The following is a 19,140-nucleotide window of genomic DNA, read 5'->3' on the forward strand; positions in this document are numbered from 1 at the left end:
CAAGTGCTTCTCGATACAAAATTCTTTCAAAATTTTACTCGAAGTGACGTTTTGAGATCAGAAGAGAAAGGGGTTTTAAGAACTTGCAATTCAACATTTAAAATTTAGCATTTTACATTTAGTGTTTCCAAGTGCTTCTCGATACAAAATTCTTTTAGAGTTTCACTTGAAGTGACGTTTTGAGCTTTTAAGAAAAGTTGTTTGTTGGATCGAAGTAATTCAACATTTAAAATTTAGCATTTTACATTTAGTGTTTCCAAGGACTTCTCGATACAAAATTCTTTTAGAGTTTCACTTGAAGTGACGTTTTGAGTTTTTAAGAAAAGTAGTTTGTTGGATCGAAGTAATTCAATATTTAAAATTTAGCATTCAAAACAATTACAAAAACGTTTTAGACCAAGCAATCGGTTTTAAAGATTTGCATTGGTTTGTTAAAAATTTTTTTTCAATTTTCACATTATGATTGTCGATAAACTTGTCAGATACAAAGCTAATTGCCTTTAAGTTTTAATTTTAAATATCTTTAAATACATCATTGGGTCAACTGCATACGAGTTTTTGCGAATGGTAATGTATGCAAAAGATTGGGAAGGAAAGTACTTTTCTGCAATGGCAATAATTTCAGTAACCGTTTCAATGTTAAGTGCTATACCTTCATTGAGTTGTGCAGTCATACTAGTTATCATAAATTTCTGCTTCACCTATTTGTAAAGTATACTTTTTAATGTAACAGTTATTATTTTTGTTAGCTATATGCATTTTTTGACTTTTACTAAGTATAGTATTTTTAATTTCTATCTGCCAAAAAATAGATGAACTACATGTAATTATAACACTTTTTATATTTTACCATAAATAGCGTAGTTCTTTTATTGTCTATGCGACTGAATTACCTGAAATGTTAATGCTATTCTTTTCATGAAGAGCGATTGTGTCAAGCCAATTTACCGCTGTATTGATTGTGGTAAATAATTCATAATGTCCGTTGTAGAAGTTTTTTTCGACATGCGCATTTAACGAGGAAAATTTTTGATCGGACACAACAGCTATTCCTTTGAGTAAATTATTTTCAGGAAGCATTTTGTATACTTGAGGATCTATAGAGTAGGAGTTAATTCTGTGTGAAATGTATCCAAAAGGAACTTTATAGTTTTCATGGAAGAATTCAAAAAATGAAAGTAAGGTTTCAGATGAAATATGTACACCTTCATTAATTTCTCCAATAACTAAATCATCGTATAGGTATAATTTTCCTCTTTCGAAAGTGTATATGTCTCTTAATTTTTTCCCTATAATATTCATTCTTAGGTAAGTTTTGATTTTAAACAAAAGTAGGAATAAGCTATGTATGCATATTATTTTTAGAGTAGTTTGTACATATTTTAGATGAAATACTAATTTTCATCTTCAAAAAACACAAAAAGGATTAAAAAGAGAAATCCTGCTTTTTCGAAAGCAGGATTTTTGTATGTATTTGACAGTTAGTTTTTTAAGATTCTGCGGGCTTTTCAGCTTTTTCAATCTTAATTGTTAACTCGTCATTTTCTTCATCTAAATCCATAAAAATTTTATCACCTTCATGAATTTTTGCAGTAATGATTTCTTCGGCAAGTGCATCTTCAATGTATTTCTGAATCGCTCTTTTAAGAGGTCTTGCACCATATTGCTTGTCAAATCCTTTATCGGCGATATAGTCTTTTGCTTTATCGCTCAACAATAAATCGTATCCTAAGCCTTTAATTCTGCTGTAAAGCTTTGCAATTTCGATATCGATAATTTTGTGAATGTGTTCACGTTCTAAAGCATTGAAAATTACAACATCATCAATTCTGTTCAAGAATTCTGGCGCAAATGCTTTTTTCAAGGCATTTTCAATTACACCTTTCGCGTGATCGTCAGCTTGTGATTTTTGTGCATTCGTTCCAAAGCCAACTCCAGCTCCAAAATCTTTTAATTTACGCGCACCAATATTTGATGTCATAATGATGATCGTGTTTCTAAAATCGATCTTTCTTCCTAAGCTATCTGTTAAATATCCGTCATCCAATACTTGTAGTAACATATTAAATACATCTGGATGTGCTTTTTCAACCTCATCAAGCAATACAACAGCATACGGTTTTCTACGAACTTTCTCTGTTAATTGCCCACCTTCTTCATATCCAACATATCCTGGAGGAGCTCCAACCAAACGAGAAATTGCAAATTTTTCCATGTATTCGCTCATGTCAATTCTGATAAGCGTTTCTTCAGAATCAAATAACTCACGTGCTAATACCTTTGCTAACTGCGTTTTACCAACTCCAGTTTGTCCTAAAAAGATAAATGAACCAATTGGCTTATTTGGATCTTTAAGTCCTGCACGGTTACGCTGAATCGCTTTTACCACTTTTCCAACGGCTTCATCTTGTCCAACTACTTTTCCTTTAATGAGCTCAGGTAGTTGTGCTAACTTGTTGCTTTCAGTTTGTGCAATTCTGTTTACAGGAATTCCTGTCATCATAGAAACCACATCAGCAACATTTTCTTCATCAACTGTTTCTTTGTGTTGTTTAGACTCTTCTTCCCATTTTTCTTGTGAAATTGCCAATTCTTTTTCCAAACGTTTTTCATCGTCTCTCAATTTGGCAGCTTCTTCATATTTCTGCTTTTTTACGACAGAATTTTTCAATTCGCGCACTTCTTCCAATTGACGTTCCAAGTCTAAAATCTGCTTAGGCACATCAATATTTGTGATATGAACTCTTGATCCTGCTTCATCTAAAGCATCAATAGCTTTGTCTGGAAGAAAACGATCGCTCATATATCTATTGGTTAGTGTAACACAAGCTCTTATTGCTTCTGGTGTATAACTAACATTGTGATGTTCTTCGTATTTGTCTTTGATGTTCTCTAAAATTTCAATTGTTTCTTCTACAGTAGTAGGTTCAACCACTACTTTTTGAAAACGTCTTTCTAAAGCGCCATCTTTTTCAATATGTTGTCTGTACTCATCAAGTGTAGTGGCTCCAATACATTGCAGTTCACCTCTTGCTAGCGCTGGTTTAAACATGTTTGAAGCATCTAAGCTTCCTGTAGCGCCACCGGCACCAACAATGGTATGAATTTCATCGATAAAAAGAATAATGTCATCATTCTTTTCCAATTCGTTCATTACAGCTTTCATACGTTCTTCAAACTGACCTCTGTATTTTGTTCCAGCAACCAGGCTTGCCAAGTCTAATGTTACTACTCTTTTATTAAAGAGAATACGTGACACTTTACGTTTTACAATTCTGTTGGCTAAACCTTCGGCAATGGCAGATTTACCAACACCAGGTTCACCAATTAAAATTGGATTGTTCTTTTTACGTCTACTCAAAATTTGAGAAACGCGTTCAATTTCTTTTTCACGGCCAACTACAGGATCTAGTTTTCCTTCTTCAGCCATTGCTGTTAAATCTCTTCCGAAATTATCCAGTACGGGCGTTTTAGATTTCTTATTTACTTTTCCACCTGTGCTAGAAGAACCAAAAGGATTTTCTTTTGAAGATTCTTGTGATCCGCTGCTATCATCCGAGAATGATTCTGAGCGTGGCGTGTCTATATAATCATCGTCATTTGTTATCATATACTTAAATTGCTCTTTAACATTATCATAATCCACTTTCAACTTATTTAAAAGTTTTGTTGTGGGATCGTTTTCGTTTCTTAAAATGCACAATAATAGATGTGCGGTATTGATAGAAGAACTTTGAAAAAGTTTGGCTTCTAAAAATGTAGTTTTGAGGGCTCTTTCGGCTTGTCTCGTTAAATGTAAATTTCGCTTTTCGTTTGGAGCGACTGCCACATTTGGATTTGCGGGGCTTAAAATTTCAACTTTTCGGCGCAAATGTGTCAAATCGACATCTAATGCGTTTAAAATATTGATTGCTTTACCGCTTCCATCTCTTAGAAGTCCAAGCATTAAATGCTCTGTGCCAATGAAATCATGGCCAAGACGCAATGCTTCTTCCTTGCTGTAGGCTATTACATCTTTTACCCTTGGGGAGAAATTATCATCCATAAATATTATTTCCTTTCGACATTAAAATTAATACTTCAAACTGAATAATACAAAAATTGTTCCGTGATGAAAGCATATTTACGCCAATTGACGAAAAAAAACATCGATTTCAAAGATTATCATAGAAAATTATCAAAAAAACTTATCAAAAATTGTTAATAAAAAAACCTTAAAATGCCTTGCAAAATCCTCGCTGAATACTAGTAAATGTTGTATATTGACCCGATTTGTAAAACTCGAAAAATTAAAACTTAAAATACATGGCAGAAGGAGAAAAGTTAATCCCCATTAATATCGAAGATGAGATGAAGTCTGCTTACATCGATTATTCGATGTCAGTCATTGTGTCACGTGCACTTCCAGATGTAAGAGATGGTATGAAACCCGTACATCGTAGAGTATTGTTTGGAATGCATGAACTCGGAGTAAGATCTAGTTCGGCGCACAAAAAATCTGCAAGAATCGTTGGAGAAGTATTAGGAAAGTATCACCCACATGGAGATACATCTGTATACGACGCTATGGTTCGTATGGCGCAAGAATGGAGTTTGCGTTATATGCTGGTTGACGGACAAGGGAACTTTGGTTCTATTGATGGAGATAGTCCTGCAGCAATGCGTTATACGGAGGCAAGAATGCGCAAAATATCGGATGATATGTTGGCAGATATTGACAAAGATACCGTAGATCATTCCCTAAACTTTGATGACACTTTAAAAGAACCAACCGTGTTACCTACACGAGTTCCAGGATTATTAATCAATGGAGCTTCTGGTATTGCAGTTGGTATGGCAACAAATATGCCGCCGCACAACTTATCGGAAGTTATTGATGGAATTCATGCATATATCGATAATACCGATATTGAAATTGATGAATTAATTCAACACGTAAAAGCACCCGATTTCCCAACAGGAGGAATTATCTACGGATATGATGGTGTACGAGAAGCGTTTAAAACAGGACGTGGAAAAGTTGTCATGCGCGGAAAAGCTGTTATGGAAGAAGTACAAGGTAGAGAATGTATCATTGTGACTGAAATTCCATATCAAGTGAATAAGGCAGATATGATTAAGAAAACTGCCGATTTGATTAATGATAAAAAGATTGATGGTATTTCTACGATTCGTGATGAATCTGATAGAAAAGGAATGCGTATCGTATATATATTAAAACGTGATGCAATTCCAAATATCGTTTTAAATAAATTATACAAATATACAGCGCTGCAATCATCATTTAGTGTCAATAATATTGCATTAGTTCATGGACGTCCGCAATTGTTGAATCTTAAAGAAATGATTCATCACTTTGTAGAACATAGACATGTAGTTGTAACGCGTAGAACCGAGTACGAATTAAGGAAAGCAGAAGAACGCGCGCACATACTAGAAGGATTAATTATCGCTTCTGATAATATTGATGAGGTAATTGCCATCATTAGAGGTTCGCAAAATGCTGAAGATGCTCGTAACAACTTGATTAAGCGTTTTGAACTGACAGAAATTCAAGCCAAAGCAATTGTTGAAATGCGATTACGTCAGTTGACAGGTCTGGAACAAGACAAGTTACGCGGAGAGTATGACGAAATCATGAAGAGTATTGAAGATTACCGTGATATTTTGGCTAATAAGTCAAGAAGAATGAATATCATCAAGGAAGAACTGGATGTTATTAAGGATAAGTACGGTGATGAAAGACGTTCATTAATTGAATATGCTGGTGGAGATGTTAGTATAGAAGATTTAATTCCGGATGAAAAAGTAGTAATTACAATTTCGCATGCGGGTTACATAAAACGTACTTCGTTAACAGAATACAAAAAACAAAATAGAGGTGGTGTTGGACAAAAAGGAAGTGCAACACGAAATGAAGATTTCTTGGAGCATTTATTTGTTGGAACAAATCACCAATACATGTTATTCTTTACGCAAAGAGGAAAATGTTTCTGGATGCGTGTATATGAAATTCCAGAAGGAAGCAAAACATCGAAAGGTAGAGCGATTCAAAACTTAATTAATATTGAGAAAGAAGATAAGGTAAAAGCATTTATCTGTACGCAAAGTCTTAAAGACGAAGAATACATAAATAGTCATTATGTAATTATGGCTACGAAAAAAGGACAAGTTAAGAAAACACCTTTAGAGCAATATTCTCGTCCACGTACTAATGGTATCAACGCGATTACCATTAAAGAAGGAGACGAATTGTTAGAAGCAAAATTAACTACAGGAAACAGTCAAGTCATGTTGGCAGTAAAATCTGGAAAGGCAATTCGATTCGAAGAAGAGAAAACTCGTCCAATGGGAAGAAATGCTTCTGGAGTTCGTGGAATTAGATTAGCTAATGATAATGATGAAGTAGTTGGAATGGTTGCTGTGAATGATATGGAAAGTAATATTTTGGTAGTTTCTGAAAACGGATATGGAAAACGATCTAGCTTAGAAGATTACCGAATTACAAACCGTGGAGGAAAAGGAGTAAAAACTATTTCTGTAACGGATAAAACAGGTGAGTTGGTTGCAATTAAAAATGTAACTGATGAAGATGGTTTAATGATCATCAATAAATCTGGAATTGCTATTCGTATGTCAGTTTCTGACCTGAGAGTCATGGGAAGAGCCACGCAAGGAGTTCGATTAATCAATATTAAAGGAAAAGATTCTATTGCGGCTGTTGCTAAAGTGATGAATGAAGAAGAAGATGTTGATGAAGGTGTTGAAGGTCTTGAAAACACAGACGTTACAGAAAATGGCACGGCAGTTGATATAGATAACAATAGTGATCAAGAATCACAAGAATAATAACAAAAAACCTCAATTATTTTAAACATTAACAAAATGAAGAAGACAATTTTAATTTTTTCAGCACTGTTGATTACAGCCTTTTCTTTTGCACAAAAGAAAGAATTAAGAACTGCTGAAAAAGCATTGAAAAAAGGAAATACAGTAGAAGCAAAAGATATGCTATCAAGTATTTCATCTACAATTGAAAGCGCAGATGCTAAATACAAAGCGCAGTATTACTACTTAAAAGGAAAAACGTATCAAGATTTAGCTGATAAAGGAATGGATGCTGATGCATCATTAAAAATTGCAGGAGAAGCGTATAATAAATTAATAGCTTTTGAAAAAGAGCAAAAAGAATTTAAGTATACGAAACAAGCGGGTCCAAATTTACAAACAATGATTAGTAAAATGGTGGACAAGGCTATTAAAGCCCAAAACGCTAAGGATTACGCAAAAGCTTCTGACTTACTGCATTTAGCGTATACATTGCAGCCAGAAAATAAAGATTTCTTGTACTATGCAGCTTCTAACTCAATTTCTGGGAAAGACTACGACAAAGCTTTAAAGTATTATGAAATGCTTAAAGATGCAGAGTATACAGGTGAAAGAACACAGTATTTTGCAGTCAATGTTGCTACAGGAAAAAAAGAGCCATTTAATGATAAAACGGTTAGAGATATTTCTGTGAAAGCAAAGTCTCATATAAAACCAACACAAGAGAAATCTAAATCAAGATTGCCAGAAATCGTAAAAAATATCTCTTGGATTTATACAAATCATGTTGGTGATAATGAAAAAGCGTTAAAAGCTGTAGAAGATGCAATTGCTGTAAGTCCAGATGATCCTTCTCTTTTATTGACAAAAGGAAATATCTACTACAAAATGGGAGATACTGCGAAGTTTAAGGAAATTATGAAAGAAATCATTACTAAGAATCCAAATGATGTAGATTCATACTATAATATTGGAGTAATTAGTGCTGAAAATGGTGATGTTGAAGAAGCAAGAGCAGCTTACGAAAAGGTATTAGAACTAGATCCAGGATATATCAATGCCGGAATCAACTTGTCTAAAACGTATTTAGATGAAGCTTCTGATGTTGTTGATAAAATGAATGAATTAGGAAGTTCTTCTGCTGACAACAAAAAGTTTGAAGAATACCAAGAACAACAAACTGCTTTATACAGAAAGTCATTAGTTATTTTAGAAGGACTTATTGAAAGTGTTCCTGATGATGTAAGTATCTTAAAGCAATTAAAAGGATTATACTCTTTCTTAGGAGAAGATGATAAATTCAAAAAAGTAAAAGCTAAATTAGTAGAGTTAGGGCAATAAACTTAACTACTTTATACACATAAAAAAACCTCGCAATATTCATTGCGAGGTTGTTTTGTATACCGACTAAACTTCTTTTTGTGAATCTAAATTGAAGTTCTTAAATAATCTTCTTTATCACACGTAATCGATGTGTATGTCTGTTAGTTTCCACATTAAAAATTCCTGAATGATCAATGCGATCAATACGAACTTTTCCGTGTGCGTGAATAATGTAATTATCTTCCATAATAATTCCGACATGAATAATAGTTCCTTCTTCATTATCAAAAAATGCCAAATCACCAGGTTCACTTTCTTCAATAAAACTCAACGGTTCACCTTGTGTTGCTTGCTGAGAAGCATCACGTAATAACTTAAATCCGTTTAGTTTATAAACCATTTGTGTAAAACCCGAGCAATCGATTCCGAAAGGTGTTTTTCCGCCCCACAAATACGGAGCGCCCAAATACATATAGGAAGTTTTAATAATATTTTCTTTAGAAATAACGCCACTTACTGTATTTCCATCATGTTGATGCGAAAGTAACGACAACGGATTCAAAACAGCGCCAATAGGAATCGGCATTAACAATGTTTCATCCCTAATAAACTCTACCAAGTCAGAAGACAAAATTAACTCCTCTTTGTCTTTTTCTTTATAAATATCTTCGGTAATTTCTAAATACTGCTTATTATCAATCCAACCTTCATACTTATCAAAGGCAATGCGAATCTTACTCCATTTCTTGCGTTGTTCCAGTACTTTAAAGTGTTCTCCATACAATACCTGCGATACAAGTTCACTCATATCGCTTGGTTCGGCACGAAGCGGAACAATACTTAAATTGCAAATTCCGTATTGCATGTATTAAAATTGGGTGTTTTTTTGAATTGGAAAATTAAGCTCTTTCAACAACAAATGCAGAAGCGCCACCGCCACCATTACAAATTGCTGCAGCTCCTATTTTTGCATCGTTTTGTTCTAAAACATTTAATAAAGTAATTAAAATTCGCACTCCAGAGCATCCTAACGGATGTCCTAAAGAAACCGCTCCACCATTTACATTTACGTTTTCATCAGTAAGTCCAAGGATTTTCATATTTGCCAATCCAACAATAGAAAATGCTTCGTTAAATTCAAAATAATCAACAGCTTCAATACTTACATTTGCTTTTGCTAATGCTTTTGGAAGTGCTTTTGCAGGCGCTGTTGTAAACCACTTTGGCTCGTGCGCAGCATCCGCATATCCTTTTACAGTTGCCAAAGGTGTTAAACCTAACTCGGCAGCTTTCTCAGCACTCATCAATACCATTGCGCCAGCACCATCATTAATAGTGGAAGCATTTGCGGCAGTAACAGTACCATCTTTTGTAAAAGCAGCACGTAAATTAGGAATCTTGTCCATTTTTACGTTCTTATATTCTTCGTCTTCGTTTACAATAACTGGTTCTCCTCGTCGTTGCGGAACTTCTACAGGAACAACTTCATTGGCAAACTTTCCATCTGCCCAAGCTTTCGCAGAACGCTCGTACGACTGAATTGCAAACGCGTCTTGGTCTTCTCTTGAAAAACTATATTCTGTAGCGCATGCATCAGCACAAACGCCCATAGCTACATTATCGTACACATCTACCAAACCATCACGCTGCATTCCGTCTTCCATTTTGGCAGGGCCAAACTTTGTAGCAGTTCGTGCGTGGTAATAATGTGGAATTAAACTCATGTTTTCCATTCCTCCAGCAACTACAATATCTGCATCGCCTAAAGCAATAGCTTGTGTAGCTTGCATAACGGCTTTCATTCCTGAAGCACATACTTTATTAATTGTAGTACATGGAACCGTGTCCGGAATTCCAGCAAAAATCGCGGCTTGTCTAGCAGGAGCTTGTCCAGTACCAGCTTGCACAACATTTCCCATAATCACTTCTTCAACGTGTTCTGGAGCTAAATTTATTTGCGCCAAAGCACCTTTAATAGCTGTCGCTCCTAACTTTGGAGCTGGTATAGTAGATAAAGCACCTAAAAAACTTCCGATTGGAGTTCTAGCAGCTGCAACAATAACAACTTTTTTACTCATGATTTTTACTTATAGTTTAATAGCTGCGAATTTAATTATTTTTTAGAAGAATTCCGTATAAATTATCAATTAAGCAACAAAAGATATTGAATATTAAGATAAATATAAACTTTAAAAATAGAAGGAATAAGTTTCAGTTTTTAAATTTCATATTTCTATTTATTAAATGATTTCTTTAGCTTCTAATTTTGTGTTCGTCTCGTGGGCTTTTAAAAATTGGGTTTTTCAAACCGTAACACACGGTTAATTTTAGTACTTTTGAATATTAACATATATTCGTTTAATGAAGAAGCTCATCACTAAATTATATAAAAATCAGTCGTTTATATACAAACTACTATTACACATTCTTACCACGGTATTGGTCGTTTATCTTTTCCCGAAAGGAGGAAAGTTTCAATATGAGTTTCAAAAAGGAAAACCTTGGCAATATGAAACTTTGGTAGCTCCTTTTGATTTTCCCATAGCAAAAACAGCTAAGGAAATAGAAGAAGAAAAGGCAAAACGTACCGCTAAAGCAAAAACGTATTACGAATATAGTAGTGAAGTAGCAACTCGTGTAAAGAACAACTACGAAAAACAATTTAATCAATTATTTTCTATTGACAGTCTTATCAATACAGGCGGATTTAACAACTTAAAACGTAAAACAAGTCAGTTACTAGATAATTTTTATAGAAATGGAATCATTGAGACAATCGATGAGTCTAAATCTGATAAATTGGTAGAGCTGATTGAGAATAATGTAGATCAAGGAACCGTAAGTTACAACCGATTTATAAAGCTAAATAACCTTAGAGAGTATATTAAAAAGTTTGTAGAACGCGAAGCATTTGAAGATTACGAAACGCTTTTGTACAATCTCTTTTTTGAAATTATAGAAAGCAATGTTGAGATAAATCAAGAATATACAAACTCAGTCCTTGCAGCCGAATTGAATAAAATTACGTTGGTACGCGGAAATGTCCAAAAAGGCATTCGGATTATAGCGAAGGGAGAAGTCGTAGAAGGACAAAAACTTGAACAATTAAGTTCACTTAAAAAAGAATACGAATCGCAGGTTTGGAATGAGTCAAACTACAATTGGATTGTATTCGGATACATTATTTTAGTCGCACTTGCATTGATGATGTTGTTATTATTCATCCGAAAATACCGTCCAGAAATCTACGAAAACAACAACAAGGTCACGTTCATTTTTATGAATATTGTATTTATGATCGTACTCACAACCTTGGTGGTAAAATATAATACAAACTACGTGTACATAGTGCCTTTGTGTATATTGCCACTTATTTTAAAAGCATTTTTTGATGCGCGATTAGGATTGTTTGCACACGTACTTACTGTATTATTATTAGGATTTATTGTACCGAATAGCTCGGAATATATCTTTTTACAGATTATAGCAGGAATCGTTACCATTTTAACGGTCTCAGAGCTGTATAAACGTGCGAATCTCTTTATTTCTGTCGGACAGATTACTGTGATCTACATCATTGCTTATTTTGCATTTTACATCACGCACGAAGGCGGAATTAAGTTTTCGGAAGTCTTTAGCAGAAACGAATCTGGAAATTTACACGTCATTTGGATCTATTTCATGCAATTTACCTTATGTGGATTGGCAACTTTATTTGTGCAACCGTTAATTTATATTTACGAAAAAATGTTTGGACTGGTGTCAGATGTATCGCTGTTGGAACTTTCGGATACCAATTCAAAACTATTGAAACGACTTGCAAACGAAGCACCAGGAACCTTTCATCATTCGCTTCAAGTAGCAAATCTAGCGGAAGCGGCAGCAAGTGAAATAGGCGCAAACACGATGTTGGTGAGAGTAGGAGCGTTGTATCATGACATTGGAAAAATGACCAATCCGACGTTTTTCATTGAAAATCAGGCAACTTCGGTAAATCCGCATGACGAATTGGCGCCAGATGAAAGTGCTAAAACCATTATTGATCATGTATTGGATGGAATTGAAATTGCAAAAAGCAACAAATTACCAGACAGAATCATTGATTTCATTCGTACACATCACGGAACTTCTACAGTATATTATTTCTATCAAAAAGCTAAAGAATTGGATGAAGACATAGCGATAGAAAAATTTCAATATCCAGGACCGATTCCATTTTCAAAAGAAACGGCAATTTTGATGATGGCAGATTCGGTAGAAGCGGCTTCTAAAAGTTTAAAAGAACCAACATCACAAAAAATAGATCAATTCGTAGAACGCATTATAGACAAGCAAATGGAAGCACAACAATTTATGAATGCTGACATTACTTTAAAAGAAATTGTAACCATAAAAAAAGTGCTCAAAAAGAAGCTAAACAACATCTATCATTTACGAATTGAATATCCTGAGTAATCAGTAGATAATTGAAAACTAAATTATTGCAAAAAAAATAGTAAAAAAAGACTAAAAAAACACGTAAATAGTTGCTTCATAAAAAATGAACTGTTACATTTGCAACCGCAATTTAACGATTGCGTAAGTTCTTAAACTCAATAAGAAATACTGGAGAGGTGCCTGAGTGGCCGAAAGGAGCGGTTTGCTAAATCGTCGTACTTAGAAATAGGTACCCAGGGTTCGAATCCCTGTCTCTCCGCTTTTTTTAAATTATTAGATAACTTTTTTCGGGGTGTAGCGTAGCCCGGTTATCGCGCCGCGTTTGGGACGCGGAGGTCGCAGGTTCGAATCCTGCCACCCCGACTACATTAGAGTTACGGGCTCGTAGCTCAGCTGGATAGAGCACCTCCCTTCTAAGGAGGCGGTCATAGGTTCGAATCCTATCGGGCTCACAAAAGCGGACAAATTAACATTATTGTTTTTTTGTCCGCTTTTTTTATTGCTAAAACTTATTGAAAGTGAGTGTGTTAATTCAAATACAGAATTTACTTTAGTGGTTCGAACTATCTAAACTATTTTTTTGAATTTCTTGCTGTATTCCTTTTTTCTCGTCGTTGAATTTCTTTGAAAACTTTTGATATAAGTTTCCATCAATTTCGCTAATTACAAAGCGTTCTTCAATCTTATTGATCTTTTTATCAATAGTCTCAAACTATACTTTAAACGTTCTGTATTGTCTTCATTAGAAGTATTGAAATACTCAAACGTATATTTTAATTGTGTTTTTAACGGAACGATTAATTTTTCATCTATCTGATATATGTTTAATATATCCGAAAACTTATTGTGTAAGTCATTAGCGTTTTTAGTACAAGGACAAAAAAAGGACCAAGTGAGCGTTGCGAGCCAAGACTTTGCATTTGCAACGTTCCCATACTCAGGATCACGAAGAAATCCTAATTTTACTATGTTGAGCTTACTCAACATTTCGACTTAGCTCAATGTGATGTGCTTTGAAAAAGACTCAATTATTCTAGTGATAAGGTTTTGTATTTGCTATTACTTCATTTCAATGTCAAAATAATACTCTTCATCAGTCATCCAAAACCACATTTTAGTAATTCTATACAGATTCATTTATATTTGCTAACAGACATACCAAAAACTACAAAATGAACTTTCGATTATTTATTTATGCTTTTGTAATTGCTGCTTTTTTTGCTTGCGATCAGAAAGAAAAGAAAACAAATACAGCTACTGAAACAACTCAAAAAGAAACAGTTGGTTTAACGAATGGACGTTGGATAAACACAAGAGATGAAAATTCGGGAATTGAGATTAACGATGGAAAATTTTATATGTTCAATAAAGTGGGTGATAAAACTGTTACAACAACATACACTTACAAACTAGATGAAAAAGATGGAATTGAATATTTGAATTTAAAAAATGATGCAGACGACATTTTAGTTTACGGATTGCTAGAATATTCAGATGAAAGTCTGGTGTTGAGTTATTTGAATCGTGGAAGCACATTAACCTATCGCAAAGAAAAATAAAGAATGATTCATAAAGGAAAACAACTTCTACAGAAAAGAGGAAGCTATTATCATTTGGAAATAGCTGCTGCACTTGTGAACACATTTGAGAAAAAAAGCGCCACACGATTGATTTGTACAATTGATGCTAAAGTGACTTTACGCTGTGGATTGAATCATTTAGGAAACGGTCATTTTTACATTATGCTTGCCAAACGATATATTAAAGAAATAGGGAAGGAAGCAGGCGAAACCATTTCATACGAACTTGAAATTGACCCAAATCCGCTTGGCGTAGAAATCCCAGAAGTTTTAGAAGTGTTTTTAGCACAAGATCCCGAAGGAGAAAGTATTTATAATAAATTAACCGACGGACGAAAACGTACCTTAATTTTTAGTGTGCTGCGTATCAAAAATGTAGATAAACAGGTAGAAACAATTCTAAATTTTTTACAAACGGAACACCAAAAACAACGCGCCAAGAAAAGTAATTGGTAAACTTGATATATGACAGAATTTACAGAACGTTACAAAAAATTGCCCCAAGAAGAATTACTAGATATTATTTCAAATGCTTCTAAGTATCAGTCAATTGCGGTAGATACAGCAAAAAAAGAACTGTTATCTCGTGGAGTTTTAGAAGAACACTTAGATGAATTAATAGCTCAGAATATAGAAGATACGAAGCAACAACAAAAACTTCTTCAAGAAAAACAACAAAAAAAAGATGCCATAACAAAAGCTATTTTTGATCCTATAAATCCTTTACTAGAAGGATTGGGATACCATGAACGACAAACTCGTTTTATGAGTTGGATTTTTACGGGAATTGGGCTGTATGTAGCTTTTGTTTTTATACGTGTCTTTGTACAATACTATTCATTGATTGTAAGATTTTCATCATCAATTTTTTCAGTAGATTTTAGTGAAAGTTATATATTATTATTGTACCTACTATATTTAATTCCAATTATTGTTGGTCCTATCTTGTTTTGGAAACGGACACAATTTGGATGGATTTTAGTAACATTTACTATTGTTTCAGGAGTCTTAAGTAATGTTTTTGATTTTATTTATTATGCAAATTTACCTTATTTCCGATTTGAGCAAATGATAGATAGATTTATGATGTCTAATTTGAATATAGTTCTATTCTTGGTGTGCGTATTTTTCTTTATTTATAGTTGGAATTTTTTAGTAAAAAGAAAAACGAAGGCTGTTTTTAATGTTACTAAAATTGGTTCTATTTTAACATTCATAGTCGCATTAGCATTGCAAGTAGCACTTTGGTATCCATTATTTATACACTAATCTAATACTGTCAAAACAGTACCGAAGCTACTAATTCTTCTTCGTTGGCATCTGTTTTAAGAATTAAGTTAATTATGTACAAAACATTCAAAAAAATAAAGGAAAGTCTGTATGATTCCTGTAATTTTCAGTTGTCAAACTTTCGTTTAGAAGCAGAAAGTAGTGCGTATGAAGCGTGTTCGTTTCAACTTGAAACTTCTCATATAATTTGCAGAACAGCAAAAATTACACCTAAAAAAGTTGGACAATTTGTTACGATTTGGAAACGAAATTCAGAAGGAATTACAGCACCTTTTCACGAAACTGATGCATTCGATTTTATTGTAATTAATGTGGAAAAGGAACAACAATTGGGACAATTTGTATTCCCAAAATCAGTATTGATTCAAAAACGAATTGTTGCTACCGAATTAAAAGATGGAAAACGCGGAATTAGAGTATATCCAGCTTGGGACAAACCTAAAAGTATACAAGCAATCAAAACTCAAAAATGGCAATTGCAGTATTTTGTGATGATGGATACAGCGGAAACTTTATCACGTACGTATTTGTTATATAACCTTTAATTCTTGCTTCTAGCACAATTAGAACACCACCAATATTCTTGAGTAGCATCTTTTAGTTTTGTTGCTGTCTTTTTTTCACAAGTATCACAATTTTGCACATTAGCTTCATTTTCAAAAGCTTCATAAAAACAATTATAACAACCCCAAATTGTGAATGTAGATAGTTCATCATCCATTCGCCAAGTAAATGAATCTTTTTTACAGTTAGGACAGATTTGTGTTGCCATGATTATATAGTTTGAAAACTTAACGTAAACATCGTTAATCCGTTTTCTGATTTAAAGAAAATAGTGCCGTCATGCGCTTCTACAATACTTTTTGTAAGTGTTAAACCAATTCCCGAACCTTCTTTTCGAGTCGTAAAATACGGAATAAAAATATTGTTTTTTATCTTCTGTGAAATTCCAATTCCATTGTCGGAAACAGTTAAGTGAATGCGATTGTTAACGGAATTAATAGTTACCGTAATTTCAGGTTTGTCTGTTTCTTTAATGGCGTACAAACAGTTTGAAATTAGATTGATAACAACTTGTTCCAATTGTTGTTTGTCAGCTACTAATTGAATGTTTTCTTCAGATTGAAAGTCAAGCTGAATATTCTTTTCTTTGAATTCTTGCGCGAATAAATCCAACGTTTGTTGCACGGTTTCTGTAAAGTTGATTTTCTTTTTTTCGGGCAATGGCAATTCTGCTAATTGGCGATAGGTAGTTACAAAATTATTCAAATGTGACGAACGTTTTTTAATAATTTTTAAACCTTGCGATAATTCTGATAATGTATCTTCATCAGGTTCATCTTGCAGTAACGAATCTAAGTTTTCCGCCAAACTACTAATCGGCGTAATGGTGTTGATAATTTCGTGCGACATCACGGTCATCAACTTATACCAAGATTCCTTTTCTTTCTTATCAATCAATTGTTGAATAGTTTCCATGGTCACCATCAAATATTCAAATTCGTTGGTATGTGTCACAGAAGTTTTTAAAAAAAACGATTCTACTTGATCGTTTACAGTCAGTGAAATGGTATGTTTTACACGTTTCCAAGGAGTTGTATAAATAATAGCTACCAAAGGCGTAATTTTACTTTTTAACAACTTCCAATTGTAAAACTTCGGAATCTGAAAGAAATCCACAAAAGCTTTATTCAACTGAAATACTTCAATATTTTCATTTGCATCCTTTCGGAGAATTAACACACCAAGCGTTAAACTCTCAATAATATTGGTGAAAATGACTTGTTTGTTTCACATGTTGCAACCAGTACAAACCTTCTTTTCCGTCTTCAAAGCCAATGCGGTAATTCATATCTAACAAAACCACATCAAAGGTTTGAGAAGTGATATAATTGCTAATCTTTTTAGGATTGTTTGTGGTGATAATTTCCGTAAAATATTTCTTCAAGCTAATGCGTGCCGAGAATAAAATATCGTCGTCATCATCGACAATTAATATGGAAGCTTCTTTTTTTCTCATAGTACATAGTTAGTAAGATGTTTGATAATGAACAAAAAAATGTTCGAAAATGAACACTTCGAAAAATGACTTATTTCTTAAAGATTTGATTTTCAGTTTTTTGAGTGTTTATTCTTTCATGGCACAAGAATGGCATTCTATCTATCAAACAAAATAAAAGTACAGATGGACAAGCAAATTCAACCAAAAAATAAAAAAACGAAACGTATGCTGTTTTGGGGAATTCCAACAATCGTTTTAGTAGCAATCATCTTTATGAGTGCCACACGCAAAAAACAAGTGAACTTAGATAAGGAAACGATTTCTATTAAAGAAGTGTTGAAAGGAGATTTTGAAGATGTGTTATTGTTTAATAGTACTGTTGAACCAAAAACGACTGTATTGATTAATGTGATTCAAGGCGGATCGGTTTCAGAAGTTTTTGTAGAAAGTGGACAAATGGTCACAAAAGGAACGCCTTTGTTACGTGTGTACAATCCGAATGCAGAATTGAATTATTTGACACAAGAAACGGCAATTGTTGAACAGATTAATAATTTGAGAAATATTCGTGTCAACATTAAAAACCAACAATTAAATTTGGATGAACAGCTGTTAAGTATTGATAATGCGTATAAAAATGCAGAACGTCAATACGCAACCGATCAACGTTTGTACAAAAAGGATGTGATTGCTCGTAATGCATTTGAAACATCTGAGCAAGAATATAAATTTCAGAAAGAACGCAACGAAGTAATTAAAGCAAAGGTTTCTAACGAAAAGGGCGATCGTAATGTGCAGTTGGCGCGAATCAATGCTTCGGTTCAAAAGATGGAAGAAAGCTTAGAATTATTACGCAAAAATAAAGAGAATTTTATGGTAAAAGCACCTAAAGACGGTTTGTTGTCATCATTCAATCCAATCTTAGGACAAAATTACAATCAAGGTGATAATGTGGGTAAAATTGATGTGCTAGATGGATATAAATTAACGGCAAAGGTTGATGAATACTATATTTCTAAACTTCAAGAAGATATTAGAGGAACGGTGACTGTTGACAAACAGAAAATGCCAATTCGTGTCTCAAAAATATATCCTGAGATTGTAAAAGGAGGTTTTCAAGTCGAATTACAATTTGACACTGATTCTATTTCAAAAGGAATTCGCAGAGGAATGTCTTTAAAGAGTAAAATGTTTTTATCGAACAATAGTGAAGCTTTGTTATTACCAAAAGGATTATTTTATCAAAGTACCAACGGAAAATGGGTTTTTGTACTAAATTCAGACAATAAAGCGGTGAAACGAAATGTACACATCGGACGTGAAAATCCTTTTTATTATGAAGTATTGGAAGGTTTACAAGTGGGCGATCGCGTGATTACTTCGAGTTATGACGCTTATAAAGAAATGGAAGAATTAAACATCAACTAAGCATGTTTGTACTTGTATATATTATTTTGGAAAAGCTTGTCACGATATTTTTATGAAAATTAGTTTAGGAGTTTATAAGTTTAATAGTTTATATCGAATCAATAAACCAAACCCGTTGTGCATTTTGAATTCAAAAGTATAACGAAGCGTCATTTCGAGTGATTTTGAGGTACGAAAAATCGTATCGAGAACTGTTTAGTACAAAATATTCTATTCTCGATACAAATTTGACTCATTTTCAATCGTAAAATT

At 33.7% G+C, this 19,140-nt stretch carries 16 protein-coding genes and 3 tRNA genes; 11 read left to right on the forward strand and 8 right to left on the reverse strand.

Annotated features, from left to right (window positions below; translation table 11 throughout):
* Nucleotides 1–500: 500 nt before the first annotated feature.
* From AB8B65_RS16630 to AB8B65_RS16640, 3 genes are all read right to left on the reverse strand, one after another.
* Nucleotides 501–674 (reverse strand): hypothetical protein, encoded by a 174-nt coding sequence (locus AB8B65_RS16630; RefSeq protein ID WP_405302400.1) that lies wholly within the window; start codon nucleotides 672–674, stop codon nucleotides 501–503.
* Nucleotides 675–876: 202 nt separating this feature from the next.
* A complete protein-coding gene (locus AB8B65_RS16635; protein ID WP_405302401.1) occupies nucleotides 877–1,302 on the reverse strand; it encodes an STAS/SEC14 domain-containing protein in 426 nt (141 codons plus the stop codon).
* Nucleotides 1,303–1,489: 187 nt separating this feature from the next.
* Nucleotides 1,490–4,045, reverse strand: coding sequence for an ATP-dependent Clp protease ATP-binding subunit (locus tag AB8B65_RS16640; RefSeq protein ID WP_405302402.1), 2,556 nt, complete (start codon nucleotides 4,043–4,045; stop codon nucleotides 1,490–1,492).
* Nucleotides 4,046–4,305: 260 nt separating this feature from the next.
* On the opposite strand from AB8B65_RS16640, the gene gyrA reads away from it, so the two are divergent.
* Both gyrA and AB8B65_RS16650 read left to right on the forward strand, forming a co-directional pair.
* Nucleotides 4,306–6,849 carry a DNA gyrase subunit A gene (gyrA, locus tag AB8B65_RS16645; protein ID WP_405302403.1) on the forward strand — a complete coding sequence of 848 codons (2,544 nt, stop codon included), beginning with the start codon at nucleotides 4,306–4,308 and terminating at the stop codon, nucleotides 6,847–6,849.
* 36 nt (nucleotides 6,850–6,885) lie between these two features.
* On the forward strand, nucleotides 6,886–8,169 hold the full coding sequence (locus tag AB8B65_RS16650) for a tetratricopeptide repeat protein (protein ID WP_405302404.1): 1,284 nt from the start codon (nucleotides 6,886–6,888) through the stop codon (nucleotides 8,167–8,169).
* 100 nt (nucleotides 8,170–8,269) lie between these two features.
* Here AB8B65_RS16650 and AB8B65_RS16655 read toward each other — a convergent pair whose 3' ends face one another.
* Together AB8B65_RS16655 and AB8B65_RS16660 are read right to left on the reverse strand one after the other, a co-directional pair.
* Nucleotides 8,270–9,016, reverse strand: coding sequence for an NlpC/P60 family protein (locus AB8B65_RS16655; RefSeq protein WP_405302405.1), 747 nt, complete (start codon nucleotides 9,014–9,016; stop codon nucleotides 8,270–8,272).
* Between the two features lie 34 nt (nucleotides 9,017–9,050).
* Entirely contained in the window at nucleotides 9,051–10,229 is a 1,179-nt protein-coding gene (locus AB8B65_RS16660) for an acetyl-CoA C-acyltransferase (RefSeq protein ID WP_405302406.1), read from the reverse strand.
* Nucleotides 10,230–10,512: 283 nt separating this feature from the next.
* Here AB8B65_RS16660 and AB8B65_RS16665 point away from each other — a divergent pair, with 283 nt between their 5' ends.
* The 8 genes from AB8B65_RS16665 (at nucleotide 10,513) to AB8B65_RS16700 (ending at nucleotide 16,003) form a co-directional block, all read left to right on the forward strand.
* On the forward strand, nucleotides 10,513–12,606 hold the full coding sequence (locus tag AB8B65_RS16665) for an HD family phosphohydrolase (RefSeq protein ID WP_405302407.1): 2,094 nt from the start codon (nucleotides 10,513–10,515) through the stop codon (nucleotides 12,604–12,606).
* Between the two features lie 152 nt (nucleotides 12,607–12,758).
* Nucleotides 12,759–12,847, forward strand: a tRNA-Ser gene (locus AB8B65_RS16670).
* A gap of 29 nt (nucleotides 12,848–12,876) precedes the next feature.
* Nucleotides 12,877–12,951 (forward strand) — tRNA-Pro (locus AB8B65_RS16675).
* Nucleotides 12,952–12,966: 15 nt separating this feature from the next.
* Nucleotides 12,967–13,040 (forward strand) — tRNA-Arg (locus AB8B65_RS16680).
* A gap of 720 nt (nucleotides 13,041–13,760) precedes the next feature.
* The gene (locus AB8B65_RS16685) at nucleotides 13,761–14,147 is read left to right on the forward strand and encodes a hypothetical protein (RefSeq protein WP_405302408.1); all 387 of its coding nucleotides are present in this window, start codon (nucleotides 13,761–13,763) and stop codon (nucleotides 14,145–14,147) included.
* Between the two features lie 3 nt (nucleotides 14,148–14,150).
* A complete protein-coding gene (locus AB8B65_RS16690) occupies nucleotides 14,151–14,624 on the forward strand; it encodes a DUF1905 domain-containing protein (RefSeq protein ID WP_405302409.1) in 474 nt (157 codons plus the stop codon).
* Between the two features lie 9 nt (nucleotides 14,625–14,633).
* Complete coding sequence (locus AB8B65_RS16695; protein ID WP_405302410.1) at nucleotides 14,634–15,437, forward strand: hypothetical protein; 804 nt, start codon at nucleotides 14,634–14,636, stop codon at nucleotides 15,435–15,437.
* Nucleotides 15,438–15,511: 74 nt separating this feature from the next.
* Nucleotides 15,512–16,003, forward strand: a complete 492-nt coding sequence (locus AB8B65_RS16700; protein ID WP_405302411.1) for a MepB family protein — start codon at nucleotides 15,512–15,514, stop codon at nucleotides 16,001–16,003.
* Here the strand turns inward: AB8B65_RS16700 and AB8B65_RS16705 are convergent.
* From AB8B65_RS16705 to AB8B65_RS16715, 3 genes are read right to left on the reverse strand one after another with little or no spacing between them, the layout of a single operon-like run.
* On the reverse strand, nucleotides 16,000–16,230 hold the full coding sequence (locus AB8B65_RS16705; RefSeq protein ID WP_405302412.1) for a hypothetical protein: 231 nt from the start codon (nucleotides 16,228–16,230) through the stop codon (nucleotides 16,000–16,002). The genes AB8B65_RS16700 and AB8B65_RS16705 overlap by 4 nt on opposite strands.
* Nucleotides 16,231–16,232: 2 nt before the next feature.
* The gene (locus AB8B65_RS16710) at nucleotides 16,233–17,201 is read right to left on the reverse strand and encodes a sensor histidine kinase (RefSeq protein ID WP_405302413.1); all 969 of its coding nucleotides are present in this window, start codon (nucleotides 17,199–17,201) and stop codon (nucleotides 16,233–16,235) included.
* A gap of 16 nt (nucleotides 17,202–17,217) precedes the next feature.
* Complete coding sequence (locus AB8B65_RS16715; RefSeq protein WP_405302414.1) at nucleotides 17,218–17,478, reverse strand: hypothetical protein; 261 nt, start codon at nucleotides 17,476–17,478, stop codon at nucleotides 17,218–17,220.
* 165 nt (nucleotides 17,479–17,643) lie between these two features.
* On the opposite strand from AB8B65_RS16715, the gene AB8B65_RS16720 reads away from it, so the two are divergent.
* Nucleotides 17,644–18,888 (forward strand): efflux RND transporter periplasmic adaptor subunit, encoded by a 1,245-nt coding sequence (locus AB8B65_RS16720; protein ID WP_405302415.1) that lies wholly within the window; start codon nucleotides 17,644–17,646, stop codon nucleotides 18,886–18,888.
* The last annotated feature ends 252 nt before the right edge of the window (nucleotides 18,889–19,140 follow it).

The sequence above is a fragment of the Kordia sp. genome (assembly GCF_045105435.1).
Lineage (GTDB): Bacteria > Bacteroidota > Bacteroidia > Flavobacteriales > Flavobacteriaceae > Kordia.

Coding starts and splice junctions, on each gene's coding strand:
- AB8B65_RS16630 (WP_405302400.1), bottom strand. CDS start 674: ATGACTGCACAACTCAATGAAGGTATAGCACTTAACATTGAAACGGTT.
- AB8B65_RS16635 (WP_405302401.1), bottom strand. CDS start 1,302: ATGAATATTATAGGGAAAAAATTAAGAGACATATACACTTTCGAAAGA.
- AB8B65_RS16640 (WP_405302402.1), bottom strand. CDS start 4,045: ATGGATGATAATTTCTCCCCAAGGGTAAAAGATGTAATAGCCTACAGC.
- gyrA (WP_405302403.1), top strand. CDS start 4,306: ATGGCAGAAGGAGAAAAGTTAATCCCCATTAATATCGAAGATGAGATG.
- AB8B65_RS16650 (WP_405302404.1), top strand. CDS start 6,886: ATGAAGAAGACAATTTTAATTTTTTCAGCACTGTTGATTACAGCCTTT.
- AB8B65_RS16655 (WP_405302405.1), bottom strand. CDS start 9,016: ATGCAATACGGAATTTGCAATTTAAGTATTGTTCCGCTTCGTGCCGAA.
- AB8B65_RS16660 (WP_405302406.1), bottom strand. CDS start 10,229: ATGAGTAAAAAAGTTGTTATTGTTGCAGCTGCTAGAACTCCAATCGGA.
- AB8B65_RS16665 (WP_405302407.1), top strand. CDS start 10,513: ATGAAGAAGCTCATCACTAAATTATATAAAAATCAGTCGTTTATATAC.
- AB8B65_RS16685 (WP_405302408.1), top strand. CDS start 13,761: ATGAACTTTCGATTATTTATTTATGCTTTTGTAATTGCTGCTTTTTTT.
- AB8B65_RS16690 (WP_405302409.1), top strand. CDS start 14,151: ATGATTCATAAAGGAAAACAACTTCTACAGAAAAGAGGAAGCTATTAT.
- AB8B65_RS16695 (WP_405302410.1), top strand. CDS start 14,634: ATGACAGAATTTACAGAACGTTACAAAAAATTGCCCCAAGAAGAATTA.
- AB8B65_RS16700 (WP_405302411.1), top strand. CDS start 15,512: ATGTACAAAACATTCAAAAAAATAAAGGAAAGTCTGTATGATTCCTGT.
- AB8B65_RS16705 (WP_405302412.1), bottom strand. CDS start 16,230: ATGGCAACACAAATCTGTCCTAACTGTAAAAAAGATTCATTTACTTGG.
- AB8B65_RS16715 (WP_405302414.1), bottom strand. CDS start 17,478: ATGAGAAAAAAAGAAGCTTCCATATTAATTGTCGATGATGACGACGAT.
- AB8B65_RS16720 (WP_405302415.1), top strand. CDS start 17,644: ATGGACAAGCAAATTCAACCAAAAAATAAAAAAACGAAACGTATGCTG.